The sequence below is a fragment of the Pantoea sp. KPR_PJ genome (assembly GCF_041386365.1).
GTDB lineage: Bacteria > Pseudomonadota > Gammaproteobacteria > Enterobacterales > Enterobacteriaceae > Pantoea.
In genome coordinates this window covers 119,339-139,587 of the sequence record NZ_JABMIK010000009.1, presented here as the reverse complement: position 1 = coordinate 139,587, position 20,249 = coordinate 119,339, and the positions used below count along the sequence as shown (strand labels likewise).

The 20,249-nt window shown below is 55.6% G+C and carries 14 protein-coding genes; 5 read left to right on the top strand and 9 right to left on the bottom strand.

Annotated elements, in window-relative coordinates; genetic code table 11:
* The first annotated feature begins 2 nt into the window (after positions 1-2).
* From speE to HP564_RS17445, 3 genes are all read left to right on the top strand, one after another.
* The gene (gene speE / locus HP564_RS17455) at positions 3-884 is read left to right on the top strand and encodes a polyamine aminopropyltransferase (protein ID WP_371245099.1); all 882 of its coding nucleotides are present in this window, start codon (positions 3-5) and stop codon (positions 882-884) included.
* Positions 871-1,680: an adenosylmethionine decarboxylase gene (gene speD, locus HP564_RS17450; RefSeq protein WP_371245098.1), complete on the top strand. Its 810-nt coding sequence runs from the start codon at positions 871-873 to the stop codon at positions 1,678-1,680. The genes speE and speD overlap by 14 nt, the downstream gene beginning before the upstream one ends.
* 161 nt (positions 1,681-1,841) lie before the next feature.
* Complete coding sequence (locus tag HP564_RS17445) at positions 1,842-3,134, top strand: glycoside hydrolase family 28 protein (RefSeq protein WP_371245097.1); 1,293 nt, start codon at positions 1,842-1,844, stop codon at positions 3,132-3,134.
* 537 nt (positions 3,135-3,671) lie between these two features.
* Here HP564_RS17445 and HP564_RS17440 read toward each other — a convergent pair.
* Genes HP564_RS17440 through HP564_RS17430 form a run of 3 tightly spaced genes read right to left on the bottom strand, consistent with a single transcriptional unit; the run spans position 3,672 to position 6,732 of the window.
* On the bottom strand, positions 3,672-4,433 hold the full coding sequence (locus HP564_RS17440; protein ID WP_371245096.1) for a DeoR/GlpR family DNA-binding transcription regulator: 762 nt from the start codon (positions 4,431-4,433) through the stop codon (positions 3,672-3,674).
* A 6-nt stretch (positions 4,434-4,439) separates the two neighbouring features.
* The gene (locus HP564_RS17435) at positions 4,440-5,420 is read right to left on the bottom strand and encodes a D-threonate 4-phosphate dehydrogenase (RefSeq protein WP_371245095.1); all 981 of its coding nucleotides are present in this window, start codon (positions 5,418-5,420) and stop codon (positions 4,440-4,442) included.
* Positions 5,413-6,732: a four-carbon acid sugar kinase family protein gene (locus tag HP564_RS17430; RefSeq protein ID WP_371245094.1), complete on the bottom strand. Its 1,320-nt coding sequence runs from the start codon at positions 6,730-6,732 to the stop codon at positions 5,413-5,415. Before HP564_RS17430 ends, HP564_RS17435 begins: the two co-directional genes overlap by 8 nt.
* 189 nt (positions 6,733-6,921) lie before the next feature.
* On the opposite strand from HP564_RS17430, the gene HP564_RS17425 reads away from it, so the two are divergent.
* Both HP564_RS17425 and HP564_RS17420 read left to right on the top strand, forming a co-directional pair.
* Complete coding sequence (locus HP564_RS17425; RefSeq protein ID WP_371245093.1) at positions 6,922-8,070, top strand: iron-containing alcohol dehydrogenase; 1,149 nt, start codon at positions 6,922-6,924, stop codon at positions 8,068-8,070.
* A 10-nt stretch (positions 8,071-8,080) separates the two neighbouring features.
* Positions 8,081-8,965 (top strand): dihydrodipicolinate synthase family protein, encoded by an 885-nt coding sequence (locus tag HP564_RS17420; protein WP_371245092.1) that lies wholly within the window; start codon positions 8,081-8,083, stop codon positions 8,963-8,965.
* A 459-nt stretch (positions 8,966-9,424) separates the two neighbouring features.
* Here HP564_RS17420 and yacL read toward each other — a convergent pair whose 3' ends face one another.
* From yacL to aceE, 6 genes are all read right to left on the bottom strand, one after another.
* Positions 9,425-9,787, bottom strand: a complete 363-nt coding sequence (gene yacL / locus HP564_RS17415) for a protein YacL (protein WP_371245091.1) — start codon at positions 9,785-9,787, stop codon at positions 9,425-9,427.
* A 154-nt stretch (positions 9,788-9,941) separates the two neighbouring features.
* Positions 9,942-12,539, bottom strand: a complete 2,598-nt coding sequence (gene acnB, locus HP564_RS17410; RefSeq protein ID WP_371245090.1) for a bifunctional aconitate hydratase 2/2-methylisocitrate dehydratase — start codon at positions 12,537-12,539, stop codon at positions 9,942-9,944.
* Positions 12,540-12,975: 436 nt separating this feature from the next.
* Complete coding sequence (locus tag HP564_RS17405) at positions 12,976-13,248, bottom strand: hypothetical protein (RefSeq protein WP_371245089.1); 273 nt, start codon at positions 13,246-13,248, stop codon at positions 12,976-12,978.
* 649 nt (positions 13,249-13,897) lie between these two features.
* Positions 13,898-15,322, bottom strand: a complete 1,425-nt coding sequence (gene lpdA, locus HP564_RS17400; protein ID WP_371245088.1) for a dihydrolipoyl dehydrogenase — start codon at positions 15,320-15,322, stop codon at positions 13,898-13,900.
* A gap of 298 nt (positions 15,323-15,620) precedes the next feature.
* The gene (gene aceF, locus HP564_RS17395) at positions 15,621-17,513 is read right to left on the bottom strand and encodes a pyruvate dehydrogenase complex dihydrolipoyllysine-residue acetyltransferase (RefSeq protein WP_371245087.1); all 1,893 of its coding nucleotides are present in this window, start codon (positions 17,511-17,513) and stop codon (positions 15,621-15,623) included.
* 14 nt (positions 17,514-17,527) lie between these two features.
* Positions 17,528-20,194, bottom strand: a complete 2,667-nt coding sequence (gene aceE / locus HP564_RS17390) for a pyruvate dehydrogenase (acetyl-transferring), homodimeric type (protein ID WP_371245086.1) — start codon at positions 20,192-20,194, stop codon at positions 17,528-17,530.
* Between the last annotated feature and the right edge of the window lie 55 nt (positions 20,195-20,249).

Here is a 20,249-nt window from a genome sequence, read left to right as displayed (position 1 = left end):
TCATGGCGCAGCAGGAAATGTGGTATGAAACCCTTCATGCCGGTTTCGGACAATATTTCACGGTCGACAAAGAGCTTTACCGGGAAAAAACGGCGCATCAGGATTTAATCATCTTTGAGAACGCGCAAATGGGCCGCGTAATGGCGCTGGATGGCGTCGTACAGACCACCGAGCGTGACGAATTCATCTACCACGAAATGATGACGCATGTGCCGCTGCTGGCGCACGGCGCGGCAAAGCGCGTGCTGATTATTGGCGGCGGCGACGGCGCAATGCTGCGTGAAGTATCACGTCATCAGCAGCTGGAAAGCATCACGATGGTAGAGATTGACGCGGGCGTCGTGACCTTCTGCCAGCAATATCTGCCTAATCACAGCCAGGGTGCCTATAACGATCCGCGTCTCAATCTGGTCATTGACGATGGCGTAAACTTCGTTAATCAGACGCAGGAGAAATTCGACGTGATCATCTCTGACTGCACCGATCCTGTCGGTCCGGGCGAGAGTCTGTTCACCTCTGAATTCTATGCGGGTTGTAAAAATGCTCTGAATCCTGGCGGCATTTTCGTGGCGCAGAATGGCGTCTGCTTCCTGCAACAGGACGAAGCCATTAACAGCCATCGTAAGCTCAGCCACTATTTTAACGACGTCAGCTTTTACCAGGCGGCGATCCCGACCTATTACGGCGGCATTATGACCTTTGCCTGGGCGAGCGATAACCCGGCTCTGCGTCAGCTCGATCTCGCCACACTTGAGGCGCGATTCCATGAGGCGGGTCTGGCATGCCGCTACTACAATCCTGCTATCCACAGCGGCAGTTTTGCGCTACCGCAATATCTGCTAGAGAGCCTTTATAAGGAGGTGAACCAAATTGCAAAAGCTTAAACTGCATGGCTTCAACAACCTGACCAAAAGCCTGAGTTTTTGTATTTACGACATTTGTTATGCGAATACTGAAGCCGAGCGCGATGGCTATATCGCCTACATTGACGAGCAGTACAACGCGAATCGTCTGACTGAAATCCTGACAGAGACCTGTTCGATTATCGGCGCAAACGTGCTGAATATCGCGCGTCAGGATTATGAGCCGCAGGGTGCCAGCGTCACCATTCTGGTGAGCGAAGAGCCGATCGATCCCAGGGACATCGACAATTCAGAGCATCCCGGCCCGCTGCCGAATTCTGTCGTGGCCCACCTCGATAAGAGCCATATCTGCGTGCACACCTATCCGGAAAGCCATCCGGAAGGCGGCCTGTGCACTTTCCGTGCCGATATTGAAGTCTCAACCTGCGGCGTGATTTCACCGCTGAAGGCGCTGAACTATCTTATCCACCAGCTGGAGTCAGATATCGTCACCATTGATTATCGCGTTCGCGGCTTTACGCGCGATATCAATGGCGTGAAGCACTTTATCGACCATGAGATCAACTCGATTCAGAACTTTATGTCGGAAGACATGAAGGCGATGTATGACATGGTGGATGTAAACGTCTATCAGGAAAATATCTTTCACACCAAAATGCTGCTGAAAGAGTTTGAGCTGAAACACTATCTGTTTAATACCCGTCCGGAAGATCTGACGCCGGAAGAACATAAGCGCATCACAGACCTGCTGTGGAAAGAGATGCGCGAAATTTACTATGGCCGCAATATTCCGGCTGTAGGACTGAAAACCCTGTAATGATTTAGCGTGCGTCACCGGGTGATGCACGCGCTTTCCTGTCTCAGCCTGCCAGCAGAGCGTCGCCCCGCGTTACCTGATCGCAAACAATATACTGCCTGCGTGGCGGTGCTATTTTCAGCACTCTGGCTTTTTTCCCTCTACCACGACAGGCAGAAAATATGGCCACTCTGAAAGTAACCGATTTTGATGCTGTCCCCGACGGTGCCACGCTTTCCACCCGGGCAATTCAGCGCGCAATCGACAGCGCCTCGGCTGGGGATACCGTTCTGATCCCCGCAGGGCGGTTCCTCACCGGATCGCTGTTTTTAAAAAGCAATCTGACGCTGGAACTGGCAGACGATGCCGTGCTGCTTGGCAGCCAGCACCTGGCAGACTATCCCCGAATACCAACGCGCGTCGCAGGCATTGATATGGTCTGGCCTGCGGCGATCCTGAACGTTAATCACTGCCACAATGTCACGGTCTGCGGCAGGGGCACCATTGAAGGTCAGGGCGCGGTCTGGTGGCATAAATTCTGGGGTGATGACGAGAACAGCGGCATGCTGGCTGACTATAGCCAGCGCGGACTGCGCTGGGTGGTAGATTACGACTGCGAACGTCCGCGCAACCTGGTGGTATATGAAAGCGCGTCAGTTACGCTGGATAGCTTTACGTCACGCGAGTCTGGTTTCTGGAACATTCATCTCTGTTATTCGAAACGCGTGGTCTTGCAGGGACTGAGGGTGCAGAACTCAGCCGGCCCCAGTACCGACGGTATAGATATTGACTCCAGCCAGCAGGTCCGGGTGGAAGGCTGCACGGTCTCCTGCAATGACGACAATATCTGTGTGAAAGCCGGACGCGGCGCTGAGGCACAGCGGCTGGCAAAATCGGCACGCAATATCGTTATCCGTCACTGCACCCTGCTGAAGGGATCGGGCATTACGCTGGGCAGTGAGACCTCAGGCGGCATTGAAAATGTACTGATTGAACACAACCGGTTTTCAGGCACCGGCGTTGGGTTTCGCATTAAGTCAGCCCGCAATCGCGGCGGCTGGATCAGGCACATTACCGTGCGGCATCTTACGCTGGAAGATGTCTGCTACCCCTTTATGATGCAGCTGAACTGGTTTCCACAATACAGCTACAGTGAGCAGTCAGTCGGCCGTGAACAGCCGCCCCACTGGCAGAAGCTTGCTGAAGGGGTAGACGGCGAAGCGGGTCTGACGCAGGTGGACAATATTCGCATCAGCCATATCACCAGCAGGCTTACGCAACCCGCTGCTTTCTCACGGGCATTTTTTATCGAAGGCACGGCTGAACGCCCGATTGAAGCACTTTATTTTAATGACGTCAGTGTGCAGGCACAGGAATTTGGCAAAATCGCCGGGGTAAATAAGCTGGTCTTTGAGCGCGTCACGGTGGATGCGCCAGCGGTGACGCTGTCGGAAAATGATATTTACCAGCGTTAAAAGCGCTGGTTTCAGGTGATACTCAGACCTGTTGCTGACAGCGCTGAGCGGGTAAACGGCTTTGATGTCTTGACTATCGGGGATGGGTTTTGATGGCGGGTTCAGGCATATGATCCTGCACAACAGGGGCGTCAGGCTGTTTGCGCAGCGATGAGCGTCAATGCAGGCCACGCTTTTGACTGAGTTTGCAGTGCGGCTTAAGCGATAACCCTTATGCGATGGGACATGACTGCTCGCCTGAGTGTTGGGCGACCTGTAGGGCAATGAACCCTTTCCTTAATAAACTACCCGTCTTATCTTCCCGTGAAAAAAGGGCTCCCGGCGAGCCCACCCTTTTGCAACATCACTGTAAAAACTTATTTTTCAATAAATTACAATAAACACCGGAACAGAGCTCAACGCTGGAAGGCTGGCAACGGCGCATATTCCTCTTTGCGCCACGCGCCAGACACGTCAATCAGGATGGGTTAGGGCGGCTCACGTTACCTGTGCAGCAGAAACAACCGCGCCAGGAGAGACGTTAACTCACACCTGACCTCAATCGGTCAGCGTCAGCGCAATCCCTCGCTCACGCAGCGTATGGCAAACGTCCTCATCCAGCCGACTGTCAGTTACCACGTCAGTGAGCTCATCGACCGGCGCGGCGCAAAACAGTGACCAGGAACCATATTTACTGCTGTCTGCCAGTAAAATACGGCGGCGCGCATTCGCCAGCAGATCCCGCTTCAACCCCGCCTTCTCCTCTGTTGGCGTGGTGATTCCGCGCTCAAGACTCCAGGAGTTACAGCTGACAAAAGCGATATCAGGATTAATGCTGCGCAACAGGCGACGCCCGTGCTCACCGATACAGGACTGACTGGACTCGTCAATTCGGCCACCAATAATGGTGACTTCAATCTGTTTAAATTCACACAAAAACAGCGCGATGTGCAGGTCAGCGGTAATGACGCGCAGCGGCAGATGGGTCAGCTGACGCGCCAGCTCCAGCATAGTGGTTCCGGCATCCAGCACCACCGCATCGCCTGCCTGAACAAAGGTAGCAGCCTGATGGGCGATGGCCTGCTTCTCCAGCAGGTTACGCTGCATCTTCTCCAGCGTCGTGGGCTGCGCCGGAATAAAGCGGTTAAGCGTGACGCCGCCGTGGCTGCGGCTAATCACGCCTTCTTTGTCCAGCTTGATCAAATCACGTCGAATGGTAGCTGGCGAGGCGGAGATGGCACTCACCAGCTGATCAACAGTCACCAGATTATGGCTTTTCAGATAATCCATAATCTGGTCAAGGCGACTTTGTCCCTTCATATTTCCCTATGCTAGCTGCATCGCGAGTTTAATGGAGATCGCCATGCTCTCAGACTTCGCTTTACCTGTCCATGCGATATCAAAAGCGGTGCCATGGTCGGCAGACGTCCGTATAAACGGCAGACCGGCAGTGATATTCACACCGTCATAAAAGCCCAGCAGTTTGAGCGGGATGTGTCCCTGATCGTGGTACATCGCCACCACAATGTCATACTGCCCTTCCTGACATTGCAGGAAAACCGTATCCGGTGGGCACGGCCCGTAAACTTCAATGCCCTGCTCCTTCATCGCTTTCACCGCAGGAGCAACGGTAGTGATCTCCTCATCCCCGAACAGACCGTTCTCGCCGGCATGCGGGTTGACCCCGGCGACCGCAATACGCGGTTTTGCAAAACCAACGCGACGTAAAAAGGTGTCCGCCATGCCAATCACCGTTTTAATACGCGTCTGGTTCAGCGTGTCGAGGAACTTGCGTAGCGCAATGTGCGTCGTGACGTGAATGACCTTCAGCTTATCGGTGTAGAGCACCATGGCGTAGTCTTTGGTGTCGGTGAGATGCGCCAGCAGTTCGGTATGGCCCGGATAGAGATGGCCTGCCGAATGCAGCGCCTCTTTGTTCAGCGGTGCCGTGGCAATCGCGTGCACCTCGCCCGCCAGCGCCAGTTCGGTAGCGCGCTTCACGCAGCGCCAGGCGAGGTCGCCTGCCTGCTTCTGCACCACGCCCGGTTTCAGCGCATCTGCATCGGCCAGCGGCTCATCGATCACGTTGAGAATACCCGGCGCAAAGTGCGCCTCCTCTACCCTGTCGAGCACGCGCAGCTCAACCTGCGGCGTGATATTCAGGGCCAGGATGCGACGCAGCGTCGCCGCACACCCTACGACTACCGCTGGCGCACCGCTCAGTTCGCCTTCCGCCAGCGCTTTAATAATGATCTCCGGGCTGATGCCCGCCGGATCGCCCATGGTCACCGCAATAATTTTACTCACTCGACTTCTCCTCAATAAAACGAATGGCTGCCACCAGGGTGTTTTCGTCGCCAAAACCGCCCGCTTTGGTCATCACCGGCAGGGTAAATTCACCGTTAAGCAGGAAACCGTGGGGCACACAGCCCGCCACGATGCCCTGAATATGGAAACCGCTGGCGCCCAGCGCCTTTGCGACCGCAATCGCCACATCGCCGCCGGAGAGATAGAGTCCGGCAGGGCATGACGTGCGGCACAGCGTCTGGGTCAGCTCGCCTAAGTAGTGGCAGATCGCCTCGCCAAGCTGCTGGCGCGTCATCTGATGCTGCTGACACAGCGCATCGATCTCATGGCGTTGATTGGCGCGCTGGCAGGTACGGATGACCGTATGGTGTCCGCTGCGCAGCGCAGCGGCAGCCTGTTGCGTCCACTCTGCGCTGTCGGGCCAGCGGGGTTGTGCAAACAGCTGGCGGATGTCGACATCCACCAGCGCAATATCGCGCTGCCGGGCCAGCCCGGCAATCTGCTGCTGTGCACTGGCGCTCATCGAGCCGATCACCGCCAGCACCGGCGTAGGAGCGCGCGCTACCTGCTGCATAGCCGGCGTATGACCAAAGACGCCACTCCTCCCCCCGCCACTTCCTGCTGCCAGCAGGCCCCCCAGCGCATCGCTCAGTCCAGCCGCACCCACCAGCAGCGGCGTCTCATCAAGCTGCGCCGCCGCGGCCAGGATGAGCGCAATATCGCTCTCCTGCTCGGCATCGATCACCACCACGCCCTGCTGTTGCGCCAGCCGCGCAGAAAAACGATCGCTGCGCAGCGTAGCAAGATCGATCTCGCTGCCCGCGATCCGCAACTGCGTCAGGACGTGCGCGCTGATTACCGGCGTTTTGGGATCGCTGGCATATTCGGTGTCGATCAGCGGCACGCCGTTGACCTCGACTTTTCCGTGGCGCGTTATGCGTCCCAGACGCGGGACGGCAGGCACAATCAGCGCCCGTTTTTTGCCACTGGTGGCCAGCGCGGCACGTACTTCTGCACCGATATTGCCGCGCAGCGTGGAATCAATCTTTTTAAACAGCCAGCCTTGTCGAATAAAGGCATCATGCTGGCGTATCACGGTCGCCGTGCGCGCCGCGGCCTCTGCCTCACTTATCGCACGGCTGTCGGTACTGATTACCCAGACGTCAGCCACGGCGGCATCAGGCAGCCTTTCGCTGTTGAACAGCACATGCACGCGCGCTCCCGCCTGTGCCAGCCCGCTGCCTGCATCGTTCGCGCCGGTAAAGTCATCGGCAATAACCAGCACCGGGGTTTTCCATGACGTCTGCGTCATCTTCTCTCCTGATTCGGCTCTTTGCCGCCAGATATGATTATATTCAATCATGATTGATTATATGTGAGCAAGATCAAATTAATCGAAATCAATATGACCTATAAAATGGGGCACAGTAAGTGATATACATCGCACTGAAGTGAGCAAAACCAATCATTCAGTCCGGCTTCGCAGTAATAAGGGTATGAAATGAATATCAACAGCACGGTAATTAGCGGCTATCAGGCACTGAACGACATTAGCTATCTGCTGAACGGAAAAACCAGCGCGCTGCTGGTAACGGATAAAAACATTGAAGGCATTCCGGCTGTGCAGGCGCTGATCGCCCAGCTGAAACAGCATGTTGTCAGCGTCAGCGTGGTGAACAGCGTACCGCCAGAGCCGAGCCAGCATGACGTGGCGGCAATCCTGTCGGCCCTGCCCACGCGTGACGTCGATCTGGTCGTGGGGGTCGGTGGCGGCAGCGTGCTGGACGTCGCCAAGTTACTCTCTGTGCTTTGTGTGGCTAACGCACCGACGCTGGACGCGCTGCTGGCCGGTGAAAAACCTGCCACGCGCACGACGTCGCTGTTGATCCCAACGACCGCAGGCACCGGCTCTGAAGCTACGCCAAATGCGATTCTTGCTATTCCTGAGCGTGAAACCAAGGTCGGCATTATCTCACCGGTTATGTTGCCCGACTTTGTGGCGCTGGTGCCGGAGCTCACCACCAGCATGCCTGCGCATATCGCCTCATCGACCGGTATTGATGCACTTTGCCACCTGATTGAGTGCTTTACTGCAACCGTGTCGAATCCGGTCAGTGATAACTACGCCCTCATCGGGATGAAAAAGCTGTTCGCCAGCCTCGAAACTGCCGTGGCCGAGCCGCACAATTTGCAGGCGCGCCTCGATATGCTCTGGGCCTCGTGGTACGGCGGTGCGGCGATTGCCCATTCGGGTACCCATCTGGTGCACGCCATGTCCTATCCGCTGGGAGGGAAATATCATCTGCCACACGGCGTCGCTAACGCGATTCTACTGGCTCCCTGCATGACTTTCGTGCGTCCGGCGGCCGTGAGCAAATTCGCTCAGGCCTACGATTTGCTGCCCGACGCCGATCGCTCGCTGGATGATGAAGCTAAATCGCACGCGCTGGTGGCCTATTTCACCGCGCTGGTTAAACGCCTCAAGCTGCCAGCCAGCCTTGAAGAGCTAGGCATCGGTCCGGATCACCTGCCCTATTTAGTGGAGGCAGCACTCGACGTGCAGCGTCTGATGAAGAACGTGCCTGCTGCCGTCAGCGCGAATGACGTCCGCAACGTCTACCTGACGCTTTTCCCTTCACATCAGGAATAAAGAGGATTGTATGAGACAGAAAATTAGCGGCGTATTAACCGCCATCGTGACCTGTTTCGACAAAGCGGGCGCGTTCAATCCGGCCAGCCAGCGCGAGCAGGTGAAGCGCCAGCTTGAAGCAGGCAATGGCATTTTCTGCGGCGGCACCAACGGCGAGTTCTTTGTGCTGAACGAGCAGGAAAAAATCGCCGTTACAGAAACCTGCGTTGATGAAGTCAACGGCCAAACGCCAGTGGTTGCGCATATCGGTGAAATTTCGACGCGCGAGACCATCCGCCTTGGCAAACAGGTAGCGAAGCTGGGCGTTGATGCGGTATCGGTGATTACCCCTTACTTTGTACCGCTGAAGCAGGATGAGCTGATCTATCACTACCAGACCGTGGCTGACGCGCTGGATGTGCCGCTGTTCCTCTATAACATCCCGGCACGTACCGGCAATACTTTACAGCCGGAAACCGTACGCACGCTGGCGTCGCATCCCAATATTATTGGCATCAAAGATTCGGCGGGAAGCTATGAAAGCCTCAGCGGCTTTATCAAAGCGGCAGAAGGCATAGAGGACTTCGACGTGCTGAATGGCCCGGACTCATTGATCCACCAGGGTTTTGTTGATGGCTGCTCTGCCTGTATCTCCGGCCTGGCGAACGCAGCACCGAAAGAGATCAATGCTATCTGGGCGCGCTTCCGTGCCGGTGACATCGAAGGCTCACGCGCAGCGCAAGAGAGCGTAACCGGCCTGCGCACCGACCTTTACAGCCTCGCCTTTTCACCGGCTGCGGTAAAAAAAGCCGTATCGCTACTAGGCTACGACGTGGGTGACAGTCGGTATGCGGTGCGCTTCAGCGCGGAGGAAGAGCAGAAAATCCGTCAGGTCGTTAATCAATACCTGAAATAATGGCCGTCAGGGCAGCGGTTGCTGCCCGACTTAAGCACCGGGAAAGAGGACGAAAGTCATCTGCATCTCGCCCTTGTTTGCCACATATGACGCCGCGCATTGAGACCCCGAACAGCGCGGCCTGTAGCGGGTAACACTGCCCGCTGATACGCCGCCTGAAGCGCCGGGGCGCACCTGCCCGATGCCGTGGCAATGCACCGTCTGAAGTGCGGGGGCGCACCTGCCCAATACCGTGGCAATGCACCGCCTGAAGTGCGGGAGGCCGTATCGGCCCGATACCGCGACAGTTATTGTCGCTTTCACCATGATCGGTGAAACGCTGCTGCGCCTCTCTTTATGATGTGCCGCCCCTCTGGCTCACAAGGCGATTATCGTCTGGCAGGATGACAGAGTGAAAGCAGCGTCAACGTGAAGGGCTTCAATGCAGAAACGATAAATCGGGGAGGTATCAGCGCTGATTCAGCGCCCCTGCAGGAACAGGCGATAGGCGTTCATAACGGCCAAAAAATCTTCTACGCCGCAAAACGACAGGCTCTCTTCGTCGTAGTAATTCATACCCTCTTCAAGACCGTCATCTTCCAGCGCAAGATGATTGGCGCGGATCATCACCTCTTCGTCATCCATCCACAGCGTATATTCATGACCAATACGCTGCCAGCTGCGCTCACTTCCCTTAACACCGCGCATGGCGGCTTCAACCTCATCCAGCAGCGCCAGATTTTCTTTCACCTCGTCGTTGAACCAGTGGCCCACCGCTTCGTGATCCATCGACATGCGTACTTTCACCTGACCGGTGAGATCGCGTAAAAATTCATATTCCATGGGCTAACTCATTAGTTAATGACGCGTGTAAATCCGCACAGCAACATCTTGTGCGCATCATCAACGCTAAAGTGGGATCGGGCCGACATTATTACGGGGAACAAGCAAAAGAAAAAGGGGCGATTAATCGCCCCTGATGATTTCAGTGGTGACCTCAGACGGCTGTCTGGAAAATCACATTGTCTGCTTTGTCAGTGTACTGAGTCAGCTGATCGAAGTTGAGGTAACGGTAGGTGTCGCTGGCGGTTTTATCCACCTGCACCATAAACTGCTGATACTCGTCCGGCGTTGGCAGCTTACCTAACAGCGAAGCGACCGCAGCCAGCTCCGCTGATGCCAGATAGACGTTCGCACCGGTGCCGAGACGGTTCGGGAAGTTACGGGTTGAGGTGGAGACCACCGTCGCACCATCCTGTACGCGTGCCTGGTTACCCATGCAGAGCGAACAGCCCGGGATCTCAATACGCGCACCGCTCTTGCCAAAGACGCTGTAGTAGCCCTCTTCGGTCAACTGAGCCGCATCCATTTTGGTCGGCGGCGCAACCCACAGGCGGGTCGGCAGCTGGCCTTTGTGGCTGTCGAGCAGTTTACCTGCCGCACGGAAGTGACCGATATTGGTCATGCACGAACCGATAAACACTTCATCGATCTTCTCACCCTGCACGTCAGAGAGCAGGCGCGCATCGTCCGGATCGTTCGGTGCGCAGAGGATCGGCTCTTTGATCTCAGCCAGATCGATCTCGATCACGGCAGCGTATTCCGCGTCAGCGTCCGCTTCCAGCAGCTGTGGATCCGCCAGCCATTTTTCCATGCCCTGGATACGACGCTCCAGCGTACGGGGATCGCCGTAGCCTTCCGCGATCATCCACTTCAGCAGCACGATGTTGGAGTTGAGATATTCGATAATCGGCGCTTTATCCAGCTTGATGGTGCAGCCCGCCGCCGAGCGCTCAGCAGACGCATCGGTCAGTTCAAATGCCTGCTCGACTTTCAGATCCGGCAGACCTTCGATCTCCAGGATGCGGCCAGAGAAGATGTTCTTTTTGCCTTTCTTCTCAACGGTCAGCAGGCCCTGTTTGATGGCGTACAGCGGGATGGCGTGCACCAGATCGCGCAGGGTGATGCCCGGCTGCATTTTGCCCTTAAAGCGCACCAGCACGGATTCCGGCATGTCGAGCGGCATGACGCCGGTCGCTGCCGCAAACGCAACCAGGCCAGAACCGGCCGGGAATGAGATGCCGATCGGGAAACGGGTGTGCGAGTCACCGCCGGTGCCGACGGTGTCCGGCAGCAGCATGCGGTTCAGCCAGGAGTGGATAACGCCGTCGCCCGGACGCAGCGAAACGCCGCCGCGGTTCATAATGAAGTCCGGCAGCGTGTGGTGCGTGTTAACGTCGACCGGCTTCGGATAGGCGGCGGTGTGGCAGAATGACTGCATCACCAGATCGGCGGAGAAGCCGAGGCACGCCAGATCTTTCAGCTCATCACGCGTCATCGGACCGGTGGTGTCCTGCGACCCCACAGAGGTCATTTTCGGTTCGCAGTAAGCCCCTGGACGGATACCGTCAACGCCACAGGCGCGACCGACCATCTTCTGCGCCAGCGAGTAGCCGCGCGTGCTTTCTTCGGCATCCTTCGCCTGGCGGAACACGTTGCTGTGCGGCAGGCCTAAAGATTCACGCGCTTTGCTGGTCAGGCCGCGGCCGATGATCAGCGGGATACGGCCACCGGCGCGGACTTCATCAATCAGCACGTCGGTTTTCAGTGCGAAGCTGGCCAGCAGCTCGCCGGTTTCATGGTTGCGGACTTCGCCTTTATAAGGGTAGACGTCGATAACGTCGCCCATGTTCAGCTCACCTACGTCCACTTCAATCGGCAGTGCGCCCGCATCTTCCATGGTGTTAAAGAAGATCGGTGCGATTTTGCTGCCCAGTACCAGGCCACCGCCTTTTTTGTTCGGCACGTTCGGGATGTCATCACCCATAAACCACAGAACGGAGTTGGTTGCCGACTTACGAGAAGAGCCGGTGCCGACGACGTCACCCACATAGGCCAGCGGATAGCCTTTCGCCTGTAACGCTTCAATCTGTTTGATCGGGCCAACGTTGCCCGGCTCATCAGGATCGATGCCCTCACGGGCGTTCTTCAGCATGGCCAGCGCGTGCAGTGGGATATCCGGGCGTGACCAGGCATCCGGTGCCGGAGAGAGATCATCGGTGTTGGTCTCGCCGGTCACTTTGAACACGGTAACGGTAATTTTTTCAGCCAGCTCGGGACGCGACAGATACCACTCTGCATCCGCCCAGGACTGCATTACCTGCTGCGCATGAGGATTACCTGCTTTCGCTTTTTCTTCAACGTCGTAGAAGCTGTCAAACATCAGCAGCGTGTGCGACAGCGCTTTAGCGGCAACAGGAGCCAGCTTTGCGTCGTCCAGCGCATCGATCAACGGATGAATGTTGTAACCGCCCTGCATCGTGCCCAGCAGTTCAATCGCTTTTTCAGGGGATACCAGAGGAGAGGTCGTTTCGCCTTTGGCGACCGCGGCAAGAAAACCCGCTTTTACGTAGGCGGCTTCATCAACGCCGGGTGGGACACGGTTGACCAACAGATCGGTCAGGAATTCTTCTTCACCCGCTGGCGGGTTTTTCAGCAGTTCAACCAGCGCGGCCATCTGGGAAGCATCTAACGGCTTAGGTACGATCCCCTGGGCAGCACGCTCGGCAACGTGCTTACGGTATTCTACTAGCACGACGTTCTCCTCGCTCTCATTGTATGGGTTTCCGGTGCACCCCGATGCTAAGCATTCCATGAGTAGGGTAAGGTGCCCGGTTCCGCGTGGGGCAGCATATCAGGGTTCGGGCTGTTTGTTAATCTGTTTACAAAAACACAACATAATTAACAGGGGAAAATGAGGTGGTTTGCGCGCAGTTTTTAGACGGCCGCAAGGTGGACAATCTATAGTTAAAACCAGCGTTCCTTCATGACAAGACATAACTTTCAGCCGTACCGTCAGCGGGCTATCAACAGGTTTGGTTATGGTTTCTGCTTCAGATAACCCACAGGTAAATACTCTCACGTCCGCAGCAACCCTTAACGGATAACGAACCGGGCAGGCTGGATAAGCATTTACTAAAGATGAAAGATACGCTTTCTCCACTTAGTGCTAATCGCTTGTCGCCTCCCTCTTACCAGTAACGAATAATAAATAAAAGAGCCATGGCAACGACAATTAACGTACAAAAAAGCCAATTATCAGAAAAATCTTTTAGAACGTTAAGCGAGTCACGGCTGAAATCATTAAATTTGACCCTTGCCTCTTTTTCACTTTCTGCTTCAACCTCAACAGGATGCTTTTTATACCCTCGCCTTCTCATACCTTTAATGAGTTCACGATTGATCAAATCTTTTTTTATTATCTGACACGTCGTATCTTTGAAAAAAATGACATATTTATTCATCTCTGTCTCTCCTTAGATATGCAGATGATTAACGTTGTTCTGACTGCATTATTTTTCCTCTTTACGCTGATGAGGAAATAATAATTATCTGAGCTGCAGCGCGCCAGTCGCTGCCCTGCGCCAATGGCTACCGTCTGCCCTCTCTTGTCTGTGAGATTCGGTATGAGAGCATTTATCCCCGCAAACAGGTGGGATGCATGTTTGCAAACGCCTTTGCCAGCTGCCGCCGTAGTTAATCCCCGTACATGCAAGAAACACCGGCGTGGTTTCATGAAAGAACTGAGCGCGAGCAGTACAGCCTCGCTCGCGCGGGGAACACTTTTTCTTCACTACGCGCCTCGGCAACACTCGCGGTTGCCCCCCTGCTTGCGCGGGGAACACTCGTTCTGTGCGGACAACTCATCTGCCATCTACGGTTCATCCCCGCTCGCGCGGGGAACACTTGCGGAATTTAGCAAAGCCGTCATTAGCGGCCGGTTTATCCCCGCTCGCGCGGGGAACACTCTAAAAACATATCACTGATTAATAACACCTTTTCCAGCATCATTAATTCTACCAGCCTGATAGCCCAAACTTTACCCAAGCGAACCAGCAATCACAAGGCGAAAAAAAAGCCCCCATGTCGGGAGCTTTTCTTCAGCAAAGACGCTTACTTTTTCTTCGCTTTCGGGTTCGGCAGGTCGGTAATGCTACCTTCGAAGATTTCAGCCGCCAGGCCAACCGACTCATGCAGGGTCGGGTGCGCGTGAATGGTCAGCGCGATATCTTCTGCATCACAGCCCATCTCGATTGCCAGACCGATTTCGCCCAGCAGCTCACCGCCGTTGGTACCAACAACCGCGCCGCCGATAACGCGATGCGTCTCTTTGTCGAAAATCAGTTTGGTCATACCGTCTGCGCAGTCAGAAGCGATAGCGCGGCCTGAAGCCGCCCACGGGAAGGTAGACACCTCGTAGCTGATGCCTTTCTCTTTCGCTTCTTTCTCGGTCAGACCCACCCATGCCACTTCTGGCTCGGTATAGGCAATTGACGGGATCACTTTCGGGTCGAAGTAGTGCTTCATACCCGCGATGACTTCAGCGGCAACGTGGCCTTCATGCACGCCTTTATGCGCCAGCATCGGCTGACCGACGATATCGCCGATAGCGTAGATGTGCGGCACGTTTGTGCGCATTTGCTTGTCGACACGGATAAAGCCGCGATCGTCCACTTCCACGCCCGCTTTGCCCGCGTCCAGACCTTTACCATTCGGCACGCGACCGATCGCCACCAGTACGGCGTCGTAACGCTGCGGTTCAGCAGGGGCTTTTTTGCCTTCCATCGTGACATAGATACCATCTTCTTTGGCTTCTACGGCTGTCACTTTGGTTTCCAGCATCAGATTGAACTGCTTCGCAATGCGCTTGGTGAAAACTTTCACCACATCTTTATCGGCTGCCGGGATAACCTGGTCAAACATCTCAACCACGTCAATCTGCGAACCCAGCGCGTGGTAAACGGTGCCCATTTCCAGACCGATAATGCCGCCGCCCATAACCAGCATACGCTCTGGCACTTCTTTCAGCTCCAGCGCATCGGTAGAGTCCCAGACGCGCGGGTCGTCGTGTGGGATAAACGGTAGCGTAATCGGACGAGAACCGGCCGCGATAATAGCGTTATCGAAGTTGATGGTGGTCGCGCCGCCTTCCCCTTCCACAACCAGAGTATTTGCACCGGTGAATTTGCCCAGGCCGTTAACCACTTTAACTTTACGACCTTTCGCCATACCTGCGAGACCGCCGGTCAGCTGGTTGATGACTTTCTCTTTCCAGGTGCGAACTTTGTTGATGTCGGTGGACGGCTTGCCAAACACGATGCCGTGCTCTTCCAGGGCTTTCGCCTCTTCGATGACCTTGGCAACGTGCAGCAGCGCTTTTGACGGGATACAGCCCACGTTCAGACAGACACCACCCAGGGTGCTGTAACGCTCTACCAGTACGGTTTCCAGACCTAAATCAGCGCAACGGAAGGCTGCAGAGTAACCTGCAGGACCAGCCCCAAGTACCACGACCTGGGTTTTAATCTCTGTACTCATCATGACCTCTTAGTTGTGATCCGGCGGGTCAGACGTAGAGCGCTTCTCATCAGGCTGGTCGGCCACTTGCATCCGGGCAGTGCGCGACGCCTCGCGTATCTTCAGTACGCTGCGGGTATTGCGCGCTGGGCGTCAACAACTGACTGCGCCAGTTACGCCTGACGAAACAGGCTCACGATGTCCTTTGCTCCACCGGGACATTTTTCACCGCAAGAGTTTACAGAATTGTTAAAAAACTGCAAACCACGGTGCCACGAATCTTTACAACAAGGCCGGCAAATGCCGGCCCCGATTGCGCTTACATCACCAGACGGCGAATGTCAGACAGCATATTACCGATAATGGTAATGAAACGTGCACCGTCCGCACCGTCGATCACGCGGTGGTCGAAGGAAAGAGAAATAGGCATCATCAGACGCGGGACAAACTCTTTACCGTTCCAGACCGGCTCCATCGCAGATTTAGAAACGCCAAGAATAGCCACTTCCGGCGCGTTGACGATCGGCGCAAAATGCGTGGTGCCGAGGCCGCCAAGGCTGGAGATGGTAAAGCAGCCGCCCTGCATATCGCTGGCGGTCAGCTTACCGTCACGGGCTTTCTTCGAGGTCGCCATCAGCTCACGAGAGAGCTCAGTGATGCCTTTCTTGTTCACGTCCTTAAAGACCGGAACCACCAGACCATTTGGCGTATCAACCGCCACACCGATGTTGATGTATTTCTTCAGCGTCAGGCGCTGCGCATCTTCCGACAGCGAGCTGTTGAAGCGTGGCATCTGCTCCAGCGCGGCAGCAACAGCTTTCATGATGAACACTACCGGGGTGTACTTCACATCCAGCTTGCGCTTCTCAGCTTCAGCATTCTGCTGCTTACGGAACGCTTCCAGATCGGTGATATCGGTTTTGTCGAAATGGGTAACGTGCGGGATAACCACCCAGTTACGACTCAGGTTCGCGCCTGAGATCTTCTGGATGCGGCCCAGTTCCACTTCTTCCACTTCACCGAACTTACTGAAGTCAACTTTTGGCCATGGCAGCAGGCCTGGCAGGCTTCCGCCGCTGGCCGCAGCAGCCGGAGCCGCTTCAGCACGTTTCACCGCGTCTTTCACGTAGCTCTGGACGTCTTCTTTCAGGATGCGGCCTTTACGGCCCGTGCCCTTCACCTTCGCCAGGTTAACGCCAAATTCGCGCGCCAGACGACGGATAACCGGCGTGGCGTGCACGTAAGCATCATTCTCAGCAAAGTCGCTTTTTGCGTCCGCTTTCGGCGCTGACGGTGCAGCAGGTGCTTCAGCTTTTGCCGGAGCCTGCGCGGGTGCCGCTTCCTGCTTCGGCGCTTCGGCTTTCGCCGCGCCTTCCACTTCGAACACCATGATCAGCGAGCCAGTGCTTACTTTGTCACCGGTAGCGACTTTCAGCTCTTTGACGGTACCCGCGAACGGTGCAGGAACTTCCATAGACGCTTTATCGCCTTCAACCACAATAAGTGACTGCTCAGCTTCAACTTTATCGCCAACCTTCACCAGCACTTCGGTCACTTCAACCTCGTCGCCGCCGATATCCGGGACGTTGACCTCTTTCGCGCCTGCGGCCGCAGCCGGTGCAGAGGTTGCTTCCTCTTTCATCGCTGGCTTCGGAGCGGCAGCAGGTGCTGCACCTTCTGCGTCAAAGACCATAATCAGCGAGCCGGTGCTGACTTTCGCGCCGGTCTCAATTTTGATCTCTTTTACGGTGCCCGCAAACGGCGCAGGCACTTCCATAGACGCCTTGTCACCTTCCACCACGATCAGTGACTGCTCGGCTTCGATTTTGTCGCCAACCTTCACCAGAATCTCAGTGACTTCAACTTCGTCGCCGCCGATGTCCGGCACGTTAACGTCTTTTGCTGCGGTTGCCGTGGTGGCCGGCGCCGGAGCGGCTTCGGCTTTCTTCTCTTCCGCCGCGGGCGCAGCGTCTGCTGCACCTTCTGCGTCAAACATCATGATCAGCGAGCCGGTTTCGACTTTGTCGCCGGTCGCAATTTTGATCTCTTTCACCACGCCTGCCTGCGGCGAAGGAACTTCCATAGAGGCTTTATCACCTTCTACAGTGATCAGCGACTGTTCAGCTTCTACCTTGTCGCCAACCTTCACCAGGATCTCGGTGACTTCAACCTCATCAGACCCGATATCCGGTACCTTAATTTCAGTAGCCATTACTCTTTTACCTCTTAAGCCAGACGCGGGTTAACTTTATCGGCATCGATGTCGAACTTAGCGATAGCATCCGCTACGACTTTCTTGTCGATTTCGCCACGTTTAGCCAGTTCGCCCAGCGCCGCAACCACCACATAGGAAGAGTCAACTTCAAAGTGGTGACGCAGGTTTTCGCGGCTGTCAGAGCGGCCGAAGCCGTCAGTGCCCAGCACGCGGTAGTCGCTGGCCGGAACGTAGCTGCGAACCTGTTCAGCGAACAGCTTCATGTAGTCAGTTGATGCCACCGCTGGCGCATCGTTCATCACCTGAGCAATGTACGGCACGCGTGCTTCTTCCGTCGGATGCAGCATGTTCCAGCGCTCGCAGTCCTGGCCATCGCGAGCCAGTTCAGTGAACGAGGTAACGCTGTAGACGTCAGAACCGATACCGTAATCTTTTGCCAGGATCTGCGCCGCTTCACGCACGTGACGCAGGATTGAACCTGAGCCCAGCAGCTGCACTTTACCTTTGCTGCCTTCCACGGTTTCCAGCTTGTAGATACCTTTACGGATACCCTCTTCGGCACCTTCCGGCATCGCTGGCATGTGGTAGTTTTCGTTCAGCGTAGTGATGTAGTAGTAAATATTTTCCTGCGCTTCGCCGTACATGCGCACCAGGCCGTCATGCATGATGACCGCGACTTCGTAGGCGTATGCCGGATCGTAAGAAATGCAGTTCGGAATGGTCAGTGACTGAATATGGCTATGGCCATCTTCATGCTGCAAACCTTCGCCGTTCAGTGTGGTACGGCCAGACGTACCACCGACCAGGAAGCCGCGTGCCTGCTGATCGCCTGCCAGCCACATCAGGTCGCCGATACGCTGGAAACCGAACATAGAGTAGTAGATATAGAACGGAATCATCGGCAGGTTGTTGGTGCTGTAAGAGGTCGCCGCCGCCAGCCAGGAGGAACCTGCGCCCAGCTCGTTGATCCCTTCCTGCAGAATCTGGCCTTTCTCATCTTCTTTATAGTAAGCAACCTGCTCACGGTCCTGCGGGGTGTACTGCTGGCCGTTCGGGCTGTAGATACCAATCTGACGGAACAGACCTTCCATACCAAAGGTACGGGCTTCGTCCGCAAGGATCGGCACCAGACGATCTTTGATCGACTTGTTTTTCAGCATCACGTTCAGGGCACGCACGAAGGCGATGGTGGTTGAGATCTCTTTGCTCTGCTCTTCCAGCAGCGCTTTGAACTCTTCCAGCTTCGGCATTTCCAGTTTTTCAGTAAATTCCGCCTGACGCGTCGGCAGGTATCCGCCCAGCTTCTCGCGCTGGCCGTGCAGGTAGTTGTACTCTTCGGAACCTTTCTCGAAGGTCACATACGGCAGCTCTTCGATCTTGTCGTCAGCCACCGGCACGTTGAAGCGATCGCGGATGTAGCGAACGCCATCCATGTTCATCTTCTTGACCTGGTGCGCGATGTTTTTGCCTTCCGCGGTGTCGCCCATACCATAACCTTTGATGGTATGTGCCAGAATCAGCGTCGGCTGACCTTTGGTTTCCTGCGCTTTCTTCAGTGCCGCGTAGATTTTCTTCGGATCGTGACCGCCACGGTTCAGTGCGAAAATCTCTTCGTCGGACCACTCTTTCACCAGCTCTGCCGTCTCCGGATATTTACCGAAGAAGTGCTCGCGCACGTAAGCGCCATCGCGGGATTTAAAGGTCTGATAGTCGCCGTCGACGGTTTCATTCATCAGCTGGATCAGCTTGCCGCTGGTATCTTTCTTCAGCAGCTCGTCCCAGCGTCCGCCCCAGATCACTTTGATCACGTTCCAGCCAGCACCCGCAAAGATGCCTTCCAGTTCGTTGATGATCTTGCCGTTGCCGGTTACCGGGCCGTCCAGACGCTGGAGGTTACAGTTGATGATGAAGACCAGGTTATCCAGCTTCTCACGGGTTGCGATAGTGATCGCTCCTTTGGATTCCGGCTCGTCCATCTCGCCATCGCCGAGGAAGGCGTAAACGGTCTGGTTAGACGTATCTTTCAGGCCGCGGTGTTCCAGATACTTCAGGAATTTCGCCTGATAAATGGCGTTCAACGGTCCCAGGCCCATCGAAACGGTCGGGAACTGCCAGAAGTCCGGCATCAGTTTCGGGTGCGGGTAAGATGACAGGCCGTTGCCGTGTACTTCCTGACGGAAGTTATTCATCTGCTCTTCAGTCAGACGACCTTCGAGGAACGCACGGGAATAAATGCCAGGAGAGATATGTCCCTGGAAGTAGACCAGATCGCCGCCGTCTTTGTCGCTACGCGCGCGGAAGAAGTGGTTAAAGCACACTTCATAAATGGTCGCAGAAGACTGGAAGGAAGAGAGATGGCCGCCCAGCTCCAGATCTTTTTTCGACGCGCGCAGTACCGATACGATGGCATTCCAGCGGATTGCGGAACGGATACGACGCTCCAGAGACGTGTTGCCCGGATATTCCGGCTCGTCTTCAACGGCAATAGAGTTGATGTAGTTGCTAACAGCGTTGCCGCCTGCCGCTACTTTTACGCCGCCTTTGCGGGCTGCGCTCAGCACCTGGTCAATCAGATACTGTGCACGCTCAACACCTTCTTCACGGATGACCGATTCGATCGCCTGTAGCCAGTCACGAGTTTCGATCGGATCCACGTCATTCTGTAAACGTTCTGACATGGGGGGTATTCCTTATCTGTGTCTAATACGTTGAATTGTCTGGAGCCTGTCTCCC

What these genes read in the sequence shown, in the direction of transcription:
- speE (WP_371245099.1), top strand. Translation starts at nt 3, where the DNA reads ATGGCGCAGCAGGAAATGTGGTATGAAACCCTTCATGCCGGTTTCGGA.
- HP564_RS17445 (WP_371245097.1), top strand. Translation starts at nt 1,842, where the DNA reads ATGGCCACTCTGAAAGTAACCGATTTTGATGCTGTCCCCGACGGTGCC.
- HP564_RS17440 (WP_371245096.1), bottom strand. Translation starts at nt 4,433, where the DNA reads ATGAAGGGACAAAGTCGCCTTGACCAGATTATGGATTATCTGAAAAGC.
- HP564_RS17430 (WP_371245094.1), bottom strand. Translation starts at nt 6,732, where the DNA reads ATGACGCAGACGTCATGGAAAACCCCGGTGCTGGTTATTGCCGATGAC.
- HP564_RS17425 (WP_371245093.1), top strand. Translation starts at nt 6,922, where the DNA reads ATGAATATCAACAGCACGGTAATTAGCGGCTATCAGGCACTGAACGAC.
- HP564_RS17420 (WP_371245092.1), top strand. Translation starts at nt 8,081, where the DNA reads ATGAGACAGAAAATTAGCGGCGTATTAACCGCCATCGTGACCTGTTTC.
- yacL (WP_371245091.1), bottom strand. Translation starts at nt 9,787, where the DNA reads ATGGAATATGAATTTTTACGCGATCTCACCGGTCAGGTGAAAGTACGC.
- HP564_RS17405 (WP_371245089.1), bottom strand. Translation starts at nt 13,248, where the DNA reads ATGAATAAATATGTCATTTTTTTCAAAGATACGACGTGTCAGATAATA.
- lpdA (WP_371245088.1), bottom strand. Translation starts at nt 15,322, where the DNA reads ATGAGTACAGAGATTAAAACCCAGGTCGTGGTACTTGGGGCTGGTCCT.
- aceF (WP_371245087.1), bottom strand. Translation starts at nt 17,513, where the DNA reads ATGGCTACTGAAATTAAGGTACCGGATATCGGGTCTGATGAGGTTGAA.
- aceE (WP_371245086.1), bottom strand. Translation starts at nt 20,194, where the DNA reads ATGTCAGAACGTTTACAGAATGACGTGGATCCGATCGAAACTCGTGAC.